This is a genomic window from Saezia sanguinis (genome assembly GCF_003991585.1).
GTDB lineage: Bacteria > Pseudomonadota > Gammaproteobacteria > Burkholderiales > Burkholderiaceae_C > Saezia > Saezia sanguinis.
Map to the genome: position 1 here is coordinate 1 of NZ_PQSP01000178.1, position 244 is coordinate 244.

The window sequence follows — 244 nt, forward strand, 5'->3', positions numbered from 1 at the left end:
GGGCCGGGCTGCGCGCAGTGGAATGCGGCATCCCTTCGCCCGCGGCGCCGACAGCACGGTAGGGGCCGTGCTGATGGCCGGTGCGGTACTGGTCACGGCGTGGCTCCTGGCGTTACCGCTGGCCACCTCCTCGCAGCCGGCCATCGCCACGGCGATCAACAGCTCCCGGGTGCTCGCCGATGTCAACCGGGTCGCGCCGGATTGGCTGCGCAAACTGCCCAACGAGTTCTCGAAATTGCTGAAC

General features: G+C 69.3%; 1 pseudogene. It reads left to right on the forward strand.

What is annotated here, in order from left to right:
- Window positions 1-22 precede the first annotated feature (22 nt).
- Window positions 23-244: pseudogene (locus CUZ56_RS15420) on the forward strand (serine protease); the annotation flags it as partial.